Annotated in this window: 9 protein-coding genes; 8 read left to right on the top strand and 1 reads right to left on the bottom strand. The window is 44.1% G+C overall.

Annotation, left to right across the window (positions count from 1 at the left end; genetic code table 11):
- The first annotated feature begins 160 nt into the window (after positions 1–160).
- From GJB59_RS12175 to GJB59_RS12210, 8 genes are all read left to right on the top strand, one after another.
- Positions 161–2545, top strand: a complete 2385-nt coding sequence (locus GJB59_RS12175; protein ID WP_142828337.1) for a glycoside hydrolase family 65 protein — start codon at positions 161–163, stop codon at positions 2543–2545.
- Positions 2546–2640: 95 nt separating this feature from the next.
- On the top strand, positions 2641–3879 hold the full coding sequence (locus tag GJB59_RS12180; protein WP_142828339.1) for a sugar ABC transporter substrate-binding protein: 1239 nt from the start codon (positions 2641–2643) through the stop codon (positions 3877–3879).
- A gap of 88 nt (positions 3880–3967) precedes the next feature.
- Entirely contained in the window at positions 3968–4843 is an 876-nt protein-coding gene (locus GJB59_RS12185) for a carbohydrate ABC transporter permease (RefSeq protein WP_142828341.1), read from the top strand.
- Positions 4843–5679 carry a carbohydrate ABC transporter permease gene (locus GJB59_RS12190; RefSeq protein ID WP_142828343.1) on the top strand — a complete coding sequence of 279 codons (837 nt, stop codon included), beginning with the start codon at positions 4843–4845 and terminating at the stop codon, positions 5677–5679. Before GJB59_RS12185 ends, GJB59_RS12190 begins: the two co-directional genes overlap by 1 nt.
- 25 nt (positions 5680–5704) lie before the next feature.
- Positions 5705–6424 (top strand): YesL family protein, encoded by a 720-nt coding sequence (locus tag GJB59_RS12195; protein WP_142828345.1) that lies wholly within the window; start codon positions 5705–5707, stop codon positions 6422–6424.
- Positions 6425–6485: 61 nt separating this feature from the next.
- Complete coding sequence (locus tag GJB59_RS12200; RefSeq protein ID WP_142828347.1) at positions 6486–7505, top strand: LacI family DNA-binding transcriptional regulator; 1020 nt, start codon at positions 6486–6488, stop codon at positions 7503–7505.
- Between the two features lie 47 nt (positions 7506–7552).
- Positions 7553–8224 carry a beta-phosphoglucomutase gene (gene pgmB, locus GJB59_RS12205; RefSeq protein WP_142828348.1) on the top strand — a complete coding sequence of 224 codons (672 nt, stop codon included), beginning with the start codon at positions 7553–7555 and terminating at the stop codon, positions 8222–8224.
- Between the two features lie 48 nt (positions 8225–8272).
- Positions 8273–10546, top strand: a complete 2274-nt coding sequence (locus GJB59_RS12210; RefSeq protein WP_142828350.1) for a glycoside hydrolase family 65 protein — start codon at positions 8273–8275, stop codon at positions 10544–10546.
- A gap of 183 nt (positions 10547–10729) precedes the next feature.
- Here GJB59_RS12210 and GJB59_RS12215 read toward each other — a convergent pair whose 3' ends face one another.
- On the bottom strand, positions 10730–11716 hold the full coding sequence (locus tag GJB59_RS12215) for an ABC transporter substrate-binding protein (protein WP_142828352.1): 987 nt from the start codon (positions 11714–11716) through the stop codon (positions 10730–10732).
- Positions 11717–11770: the final 54 nt, after the last annotated feature.

Raw genomic sequence — 11770 nt, forward strand, 5'->3', positions numbered from 1 at the left:
AAACGCACGTATACTAACAAATGTAAGCGCTTAAATGTTGGATTACACGTTTTGAGGAATGGGAAAGTTATCCATTGTGAGAGAACGTATATATTTTTACCTCGAACAAAAACGTTTTCGTAAATTTCGAAACGGCATTTAGGGAGGAGATTCTCTACATATGATGGACTATACACAAGGAAAAAATAAGCTTGAGAACTGGATCGTTTCCGAGATGGGATTTTCTCCCGACTCACTGGGGAAATGCGAAGCAATCATGTCTCTCGGCAATGGTTATATGGGACTCCGGTCAGCAACAGAAGAACCGTACATCAATGAAACGAGAGATATGTTTGTCAGTGGGACATTCAATAAGGCTTTTGAAAATGAGGCAACCGAACTCCCAAACTTGGCGGATATAACCAGGATGAATATCCGGGTTGATGGCGAACGTTTTAGTTTAGAACTTGGAAAAATTAACAGCTACATGCGGCAGCTGAACTTGAAGACAGCTGAACTGACGAGAAGCTTTGACTGGGTGTCGCCGCTCGGCAAAGAACTGCGATTTGTTTTCAAGCGATTTGTATCCCTTCATGATCTGCACTTAATCGGCATGAAAATGGAAGTCGAATGCCTGGCTGCCCCGGTTGATTTTTCGTTCGAGTCAGGAATAGATGCGCAGGTGAATAACTCAGGCAGCCAGCATTTTCTGGAAGGGGACCGCAGGATTTTCGATAAGCAGTTTATCCAGCTGGTACAGACGACTAATGAGTCAGGAATCGATGTTGTGATTAACACCGCACATAAAATAACAGTAAACGGACAACCTGCTGAAAATGAACCGAACATGAAAATGAATCGGAGAAAAGTCTGGCAGAGCTATGAGTTCGAGCTGCAGCCAAACGATAAGCTGGAAGTTGAAAAACTGACGACTTTGTACACGAGCAGAGACAAGGAAGCCGATAATGATTCGTATAGCTTAGAAGAGCTGCGCGAGCAATCATTGCAAGCGTTGAAAAAGAGCGTAAAAGAGGGGTATGGCCTTCTTTTCAATGCACATCAAAAAGAGTGGGAAGAAAAAGTCTGGAATGTCCACAACTTTGAGATTGGCAGTGAGGATGGTTTTGATCAACTGGCAATGAGGTTTTCGCTTTATCATTTGACCTGTATGACACCTGCACACGATGACAGAATGGGAATCGCTGCTAAAGGCCTCAGTGGCGAGGGCTATAAAGGGCATTCATTTTGGGATACGGAATTATTCATTTTGCCATTTTTCATTTATTCAAATCCTGAAATTGCCAGGTCCCTCCTGATTTACCGTTACCGCGGACTGGTTGGGGCACGGAAAAAAGCAATGGAAAATGGTTATGAAGGCGCCATGTATCCATGGGAAATGGCGTGGCCTACAGACGGCGAAGTAACTCCTGAATGGGGCGACATTGATATCGTCACAGGAACCCAGACGAAAATTTGGCCAGGCTTTATCGAACAGCACATTTCGGCAGACATCGCATTTGCGGTTTACCAATACGATAATGTAACTAATGACCCTGAATTTCTAGAGGATTATGGTTATGAAATCGTCTTTGATACAGCGAGGTTCTGGGCAAGCCGCCTTGAATGGAACGACGAGAAAAAGGAATACCATATCAACGGAGTAATTGGACCAGATGAATACAAAGAGCATATAGACAATAATGCGTTCACCAACTACATGGCCTACTTCAATATGAAGTTGGCAATCCGCTATTATGAAAAGCTGGAGAAGGAAAATCCTGAACTTTTGGAAAAACTGAAGGGGCTCCTACAGTTGGAAAGGGCCTTTGCAGACTGGAGCCTGAAAGCAGATGCGATTTACTTGCCTGCCCCCCGTAAGGAGGATCTGGTAATCGCGCAGGATGATACTTACCTGTATTTAAAAGAAATTGATCTTTCAAAATACAAAAATCAGGACCGTGTCAGAACGATATACGATGATTACAACTCAGAACAGATCAACGCCATTCAAGTATCCAAACAGGCGGATACGTTAATCCTCCTGTATTTACTGGAACAGACTTTCCTGCATGACGATCCGCGCATCGCCGGCAATGTGAAAAGAGCAAACTTCCGCTATTACGAACCGAAGACTTTGCACGATTCTTCATTAAGCTTGACGACGCATGCCATTGTGGCAAGTGATATCGGAGACAGAGATCTCGCTTATTCCTTGTTTAAAAAGTCTACTGAAATCGATTTAGGGCCGAAGATGAACACATCGGACATGGGTATTCATGCAGCGTCAATCGGCGGGATTTGGAAAACGGCAGTCTTTGGGTTTGCGGGAGTTCGCTTGGCGGATAAAATACTGAAAGTCAATCCGGCTTTGCCGGATCATTGGACCCATTTGAAGTTTGCAATTCAGTGGCAAGGCCAGACAGTCACATTTTCCATTACCCAATCCAAGCTAAGTGTCACAGTAAGTGGTGGAAAGACCTTGGCATTCGAAAATGGTGGGAACCTTTACACGTGTGAGGAAAGCATTGATATTCCGATTGCAGCAGCCAGCAGCGCATCCCATTAAAGGCTTGTTGCGGGCATGCTGGAAAAATTGGTAGTTATAAGATGATTTATTCATTTTATTTACTATAGCAGTAAAAATGACAAGGGGGAGTTTACATGACGTTTCAAAAGAAGTTGGTTGGTGGTTTAGTTTTAGCTCCATTAATGCTGGCACTCGCAGCATGCAGCGGAGGAGATGATAGCAGTGAGGGCGGCGGAGAATCCAGTGAACAAAAAATCACGATCTTCCAAAGCAAGGTAGAGATTTCCGATCAGTTGGCGGCTTTGGCTGAAGAGTATACGGAAGAAACGGGCGTTGAAGTGGAAGTTTTAGGCACCACGGGCGACGATTATTTCCAGCAGCTGCAAATTCGTTTGAACAGTGAACAGGGACCATCTATTTTCAGTCTTCAAAACGTGACAGAAGCCGAAAGATTAGAATCGTACGTTTATGATTTAAGCTCTGAAGAATACATTGAACATATTGCTCCGGATATGGAGTTGGCACTTGGAGAGAAAATCGTCGGTGTACCATATGGCGTTGAAGGATTTGGGATGATTTACAATAAGGACCTTGTTAGTCCAGAAGATGTAGCTGATTATGAGTCTTTCGTCAGCACGCTGGAAGAATTCAATGCAGAAGGCATCAATGGATTTAGCTTGGCGCAAGATGCTTATTTCCTCATCGGACACATCAGCAACTATCCGTTCTCTGTCCAGGAAGATCCGTACGGTTTTGTTGAACAAATGAATGCGGGTGAAGTGACAGCGGCAGAAACACCGGAATTTCAGGAATTCGCTGATTTCATGGTAGCTATCAAAGAAAACACACCGACGCCGCTAAGCATGACGTACGATCAGCAGATCGGTGACTTTGCAGCAGGACAAACTGCCATGATCCATCAAGGAAACTGGGCTTCAGGCATCCTTTCAGAGTTTGAATATGATTTTGAAATCGGCATGCTGCCATTCCCATTGATGGGCAATGACAAATTAGCTGTCGGAGTTGGCAACAACTGGGCCATCAATAGCCAAAAAGATGAAGCAGAAGTTCAAGCAGCAAATGATTTCTTGAACTGGATGTCAACAAGCGAAACTGGACACCGTTATATTGTTGAAGAGTTTGGATTTGTTCCTGCTCTAACGAATATCGATGCCGGCGAACTGGATCCGTTATCTCAAGCAGTTCTTGATGCTACGAATGACGGCGAAACAATTCCATGGGCGCAAAGCGTCTATCCAGCCAATATTGTTCCTAATGACCTTACGCCATTTGCACAAGCATTTTTCTCAGAAGATATGACTGCTGAGGAATTCCTGCAAGGCTTCGATGAAGCGTGGCAAGGTGCTCAATAATCAATAGAATGGATTTGAATGTGGACACACCTTTCTCTGGTGTGTCCAAAAATTCTTCTAGCATAAACCACCAGGAAGAAGGGATGACATGAAAAACAAAAACAAAAAGAAATGGTATATCCTCTTTACTGTGCCCCTGTTGATCATTTTCACTACGGTAGTCATAATCCCATTTTTAATCGGAATTTATTACTCATTCTTTGAATGGGACGGCATCGCAGCAAACGCCAAAGAATTTGTCGGATTCGATAACTTTGTGGAATTGGCAGGAGATGAACGTTTTCGTGAGTCAGCCTGGCTGACCATCCTCTTTACGGTGTTATCGGTCATCACCATTAACGCGATCGGACTGGCCTTCGCTCTTTTGGTCACTTCTAAAATCAAATCAGCCAATGCGGCGCGCACGATGCTGTTTATGCCTTATTTGATTGGCGGCTTGATTTTGGGCTATATTTGGCAGTTCGTCTTTTTAGATGTATTCACGTTGCTCGGTGAAGTAACTGGATTGGATCAAATATTCTTTAACTGGCTGGTCGATCCGGAGTTTGCCTTGTTTGGATTGGTTTTTGTTTTCACATGGCAAATGGCTGGTTACATCATGATCATTTATATCGCAGGCCTCCAAGGGATTCCGAACGATGTCATAGAAGCTTCTAAAATAGATGGAGCAAGCCCATGGCAAAGGTTCATGAGAATCACGCTGCCATTGTTGATGCCGGCGCTGACGATCAGCTTGTTTTTGACTCTTTCATCGGCCTTTAAAATTTACGATGTCAACTTGTCGTTGACTGGCGGCGGACCCGCAAATGCCACGGAATTGTTTGCAATGAACATTTACAATGAAATTTTCGGCAGCGGAAATTACGGCCTTGGCCAAGCAAAAGCCATCGTGTTCTTCTTGATCGTGGCGGCTATTACCTTGACACAGGTTTACATTACGAAGAAGCGGGAGGTTGAAATGTGATGAGTAGAACACTGGATTTCCTAAAAGCGGCGTTGTTGATTGTGCTTGCGCTTTTTTTCTTGTCCCCCATCTACATAATCATCGTCAACTCTTTCAAGGATCGGCAGGAATTGTATGATAACCCGCTGACTTTGCCCGACAGCTTCAGTTTTCAATATTATGTGGAAGCAATGGATAAAATGAATTTTTTGAGTGCTTTTGGCAATTCTTTGTACATCACGATTGTCTCTGTAGTGCTGATCGTTATCTTGTCTTCCATGACCGCATGGATGCTGGTGAGAACCGACGATAAGCTGAGCATGGTGATCTTTATGGTCTTCATCGCGACCATGCTGATTCCTTTCCAGACCTTGATGATGCCGTTGATGCAATTTATGAGTACCTTGACGAATACATTGAATATCCCGATGTACAACACTCTCGAAGGGTTGATATTCATGAATATCGGCTTTCATTCCAGTCTTTCAGTCTTTCTTTACCACGGTTTTATCAAGTCGATTCCGATTACGTTGGAAGAAGCGGCAACGATTGACGGCGCTTCGAAATTCGGTGTTTTTTGGCGCATTATTTTCCCCATGCTGAAGCCGATCACCGCTACTGTGATGATTTTGAATGTCATCAGTATTTGGAATGACTTTCTCTTGCCGTCGCTTACGCTGATTGATACGGACCTGCGGACGATTCCGTTGTCGACGTTCTACTTTTTTGGTGAATTTACCATTCAATGGAACTTGGCAATGGCCGGTTTGACCTTGACCATTATTCCAGTGGTAATATTCTATGCATTGGCACAAAAACACATCATTAAAGGAATAGGGGAGGGCGCAGTCAAGTGAGTCTATCCTTACTGGAGGGAAAAGTATGCGTGAATTTAGTGGTTTGACAGGAATCTTATATGCGCTGGCCGAATGGATCATGCGGTTCTTTACAGTTAATATCCTATGGTTCATCTTCAATTTGCCAACAGTGTTCCTTGTCGCCAGTTTTTTCTTCAGTAATCCGGATGTAGGCATCGTGACGTATTTATTGCCGCTGGTGATTTTTATTCCATTCCTGTTTGTCCCGACTACAATTGCAATGTTTGCGGCAGTCCGGGAATGGATTTTGAACAAGGACCAGCCGTCTATTACAAAATCCTACTTACTGCATTTGAAAAAATCCTATAAAAAGAGTATGGGCCTCGGCTTGGCATTAACAGGCATTTGGTTGATCTGGCTTGTCGATTTTCAGTTTTTCAAGAGTTTGAACGAAATGTGGGGAATGGCATTTTTAGCATTTGGCTGTGTCTTGTTCATCTATACGATTAACTTATTTTCACTGAGCGCCCATTATCAGATGAAGAATACGGCACTGCTGAAAAACGCTTTTTTCATCACTGTCGGAAAGCCGGTTATGAGCCTTTTCATATTCGCAAGCAACCTGGCGTTATTTTACGTCAGCATCACCCAACTGCAGTTTTTACTGCCGTTTTTCACAGGAGCACTGAGTGCTTACTTGTCTTTCCTCATGTTTTATCGCTTCACTTTGAAAGTCGAAGAAAAAGTGCAAGCTGCCAACCACAAGGAGCTTGATCTAAAGTGATTGGCGGAAGGTTGGAAATCGTTTCTATTTATACAAAATTTCGCAGGATGTGGACTTAGTCATGACGACAATAAAAGAAGTAGCCAAACAAGCCGGGGTATCAATCAGTGTTGTATCGAAAGCATTCAACAATTATGCGGACATCAAAGAGGAGACGCGCCAACGAATTTTTGCGGTGGCAAACGAGTTGAATTATACACCCAATATCGTGGCAAAGAATTTGTCTTCAAAAAAACAAATGACTTTCGGATTGATCACGTCAGGCGTGCTTAATAATAATGAAAAGGACAATAATGCCTTTGATGTATTCAAAGGCGTCTACACAGCTGTGTCCGAAAGCCAGTATGAGCTGTCCATTTTTCTGATAGACTCCCAGAGCCAAAAGCAAAAAAGCTATGTTCAATACTGCCGGGAGCGGAATATTGGCGGAGCGATTTTACAGGGAATCCGTACAGATGATCAATATTACAAAGAATTGATCAATACCAATATCCCATGTGTCGTACTGGATATTATGACAGAGACGGATAATGGACTGATCGGCAGCGTATCAATCGATAACGTAAAAGCTGGCAAGAAAATTGCAGGTTACTTATTGGAGCGGAATCATCGTGACATCGTTGTGATGGCCGGCACAGAGGAAACATATGTGAATTCCGAACGCTTAAAAGGCGCCCGGCAAGCTTTTCAGGAACACAGGATCGTACTGGAAGATGATAGGATTCTCCACGCAGATTTTTCCGAGCAAAAAGCGTACCGTCTGGCAAAAGCCTATTTGCAGGAAAGCCAGCCGACCGCATTTCTCTGTTTCAGTGATTTGATGGCATTTGGAGTCATAAAGGCGATACAGGAAAAAGGTTTAAGAATTCCAGAAGACATATCCGTTACCGGTTTTGATGATTTGGTATTGAGCCGCTACAGCCAGCCATCGCTTACTACGATTCGCCAGGATTTTATGGAAATCGGAAGATTATCAGCCGTGCTGCTGCAGGATTTAAAGGAAAGCAAAGCGGAGAAGCATCACATCTACGTAGAGCATCAGTTAGTGGAAAGAGAAAGCGTCAAGACGATCCTCACGTAAAGGATGCATCCCAATTTATCGCAGGGCACAAGGAGGAAACAGAACATATGGAAAATTACCCGAAAGCTTTTATATATGACTTGGACGGCATCATTACCGATACAGCAGAATTCCATTTTTTAGCCTGGCAAAAACTTGCCGATGAAATCGGCATCCCAATCGACAGAAAGTTTAATGAACAGCTTAAAGGGATCAACCGCATGGACTCTTTGGATCGTATTTTGGAATTGGGTACTTCGGGACGGGTATTGTCCGATTCGGAAAAAGTGACCTTGGCTACACGAAAAAATGAATACTATTTGGAATTGATCGAGTCGATCAATCCATCTCACATTTTACCCGGCATTGAACTTCTGCTCCAAAAAAATAAACAGCAACACATAAAAATCGCACTCGGTTCTGCCAGCAACAATGCACCGGCCATTTTAGACAAACTCCAGCTTACGGGCTATTTTGATTACATCGTTGATGCGTCTAAAGTGAAAAAAGGAAAACCGGATCCGGAAACTTTTACGACGGCCGCTGCTGCCCTTGGGGTTGCTCCGGATGACTGTGTCGGCATCGAGGATGCAGCTGCAGGCGTTGAGTCCATTAATAGGGCAGGCATGTTTTCAGTGGCTGTGGGCGATGCCCATCATTTAGCTGCCGCCGATTACTTGGTAGAAGATACAGCCCAGCTGATTTTTGAAGATATTATCGCTCATTATGGCAACCGCTAAAACCAATTAATCTGCCCGAAAAGTAATTTGAGCAAGGAGTGAAACACGATGACTTGGAAATTGACGAAATCAGAACTGGATCATGAAAATCTGTTGATCAATGAAAGCCTGTTATCATTGGGCAACGGTTATCTGGGAGTCAGAGGGAATTTTGAAGAAGGCTATAAACCCGGTTTTAGTTCAATACGAGGGACCTATATAAATGCATTTCACGATGATATCGAAATTACATATGGAGAAAAGCTTTTTGGTTTTCCGGATAAACAACAAAAGATCCTCAACTTGATTGATGGACAAGGCATCGAGATCTATCTTGACGGTGAACAGTTTTCAATGTTTGAGGGAGAGGTTCTTAGCTGCGAACGGAATTTGCATATGGACAAAGGATATGCAGAACGCATTGTCCATTGGAGATCGCCGAAAGGCAAAGAAGTAAACATTCATTTCAGAAGACTGATTTCATTTGCTAGAAAAGAGTTATTTGCGATCGATGTAAAAATAACACCGCTTCGCGGCGTACAGCAAATCAAAATTTTTTCCCAGGTAAATGGAGATGTGTCAAACTTTGTGGACAAAGAGGATCCGCGGTTAGCTTCCGGCCACGCTAAGCGCCTTGATATATCAGAAGTCCGCCAACAGGATGGACTCAGCATTGTCAAAAACACAACCTATGCGACCAAGCTTGAAGTTGCCTGTGTTGCATCGACGAGCATAACAGCAGAAACCCATGAACATAAATATGAGCAAACTGAATATGGAATTGGAGAAAGCTACGCCTATTCAAGCAACGAGCCACTTCAGTTCACCAAGTACAATGTCTATACAGACAGTTTAAGGCACGGCGAACCGGTAGTAGAAAAAGCCGTTGCCATCCAACAACAACTTCGCACCATCTCGTTTCAAGAGCTGCTTCAAGAGCAAAAGGAATATCTGGATGCGTTCTGGAAAACATCAGATGTGGAAATTGACGGAGATGCAAAAATTCAAGAAGGCATCCGATTTAATCTCTTTCAATTGCTGCAGTCTGTAGGCAAGGATCCTGCCAGCAACATTGCTGCAAAAGGATTGTCGGGGGAAGGGTACGAAGGACATTATTTCTGGGATACGGAAATTTACATTTTCCCGGTTTTCCTTATGACCAACCCTGAAATCGCTAAAAATCTATTGCTGCATCGCTACTCTATTTTGGACAGTGCCAGAGAAAGAGCCAAAACCATGGGCCATGAAAAAGGGGCGCTGTTTCCGTGGCGGACAATTACCGGTGCGGAAAGCTCTGCATTTTTCCCGGCCGGCACTGCGCAGTACCATATAAGCGCAGATATCGCTTACAGCTATATTCAATACCACCTGGTGACAAAAGATGATGAGTTCCTCAAGAAGTACGGCGCAGAAGTGCTGTTTGAGACTGCGCGCCTATGGGCGGATACTGGGCACATGAAGAACGGGAAATTCCGTATCGATGATGTTACAGGGCCGGATGAATACACGTGCATCGTCAATAATAATTACTACACAAATGCAATGGCCAAACATAATCTGTTGTGGGCAGCGAAAATTTATAAATGGTTCAAGGAACATGACAGCGAGGGTCTGCAGCAATTGCAGGGCAGGCTGCAGCTGACGGAAAACGAAGTCACGGACTGGCAGGATGCTGGAGAAAACATGTACCTGCCATATGACGAATCCGAAAAGATCAGCGCGCAGGATGACAGTTTCCTGCAAAAAGCCCGCTGGGACCTGGAGAATACACCAGAAGAGAAGTTCCCGCTGCTGCTGAACTACCATCCGTTGACGCTGTACAGATACCAGGTCTGCAAACAAGCCGATACAGTGCTTGCCCATTTCCTATTGGAAGATCTGCAGGATTTTGAAACCATAGAAAACTCCTATAATTATTATGAGCAAATCACTACCCATGATTCGTCCTTGTCTTCCTGTGTCCACAGCATCATGGCATCGAAATTGGGCTATGAAGAAAAAGCCTATGATTATTTCATTGAAACAGCCCGACTGGATTTGGAAAATACCCATAAAAACACTAAAGACGGCCTCCATATGGCCAATATGGGCGGAACCTGGCTGGGCATCGTTTATGGATTTGCCGGGCTTAGAGTAAAAGAAGCAGGCCTGTCATTGGCACCGTCTCTTCCGAAAGAATGGAACTCCTATACGTTCCATATGCAGTATCAAGGCAGGCTGATCCGGGTGCATAAGGCAAAAGAATCTGTATCCTATCTATTAGTGGAAGGTGACGGGTTGACCATATTGCATCATACGAAACCCGTGCATCTTGAACAAGGCAATGAAGTTCGAGTTGTTTAAGAACAGACCCCATTCCGCAACTGGACTCGATAGCTGACTGATTCGCATGAAAACTACAATCCCCCCATCAGGTGCTGTTCAGCCTGATGGGGGGATTGTGTGTTTTATGAAGGAATAAATACCGAGGTCTAATTTACAAAGAAAAACCCGACAGAATCCGCTTTCTGTCGGGTTTTATATCGTTTAGTCCAGAAATTCTGTATTTGTCAATAAAGCGAAGTCCGGTTGTTCTTTCAGGAATTTCAAATCGAAAGAGGAATCGCCAAATGCCTGGATTTCTTCAGGTGCAAGAGCGGTATCGAAGATCATATTGTCCCATGCTCCATCAATGATGGAAGCTTCAAGTTTTTGGCCAGTAATTTCATCGATTGTATTGATCGTAATTTCTTTTGACTCATCCGGGTTTTCGGCGATAAATTCAGTAGCTTCTTTATGCGCATCAACAATACCTTGCACCACTTCAGGATTTTCCTCGATCAGTTTGTTCGAAGTCACCAAGACAGATGCAGGCATTGTCGAACCAAATGAGATTTCATCCGGCTCGATGATGACTTTCGCACCGGTATTTTGTTTCAAGACCGAAGCCCAAGGTTCTGGAGCTACAGCGACATCGACTTTTTCGGTAGCAAACAAAGCTTCATATTGAGCAGGGTTTCCTGTTTGGTGAAGCATTTCACCGCCAATGCGGTTTGAAGTGATGTTATGTTCTTTCATGAAAGTCTCAAATTGGACATCGTGTGTGCAGCCAACGCGCGGCGTGATGAATGTCTTGCCGGCAAAATCCTCAACTGACTCAATACCGCTGCCATTGCGGGCCATGACAACCGTACCGCCGGAAGCGCCGCCTGCAACCATGGTAACATCTGCACCGTTTGTGTAGTTGTTCATTGCCGGACCAGGTCCGACCAGGCCGGCATCGATATCACCAGTTTTCAGAGCAGTCATAAAATCCGCACCATCTGCAAATGTGACGTATTCAACAGCGGTGCCATCTTCCAGATTTTTTTCATACAAAGCCTGATCTTTAGCGACCATGGCAGGAACGTGATCCAGGTTCGGGAAATAGCCGATAGTGACAGAAGATGAGTCTTCGCTTGCGCCAGGTGAACCGCAGGCTGCCAAAATGCCAACCAAAGCGACTGGTGCCATAAGTGTGTAAATACGTTTCATAAGATAAGTTCCTCCTGTAAATATAATTGGTATGGGTAGTTTCTTGCTGTAGAT

Origin of the sequence: Planococcus soli, from assembly GCF_016881065.1 — a bacterium.
Taxonomy (GTDB): domain Bacteria; phylum Bacillota; class Bacilli; order Bacillales_A; family Planococcaceae; genus Planococcus; species Planococcus soli.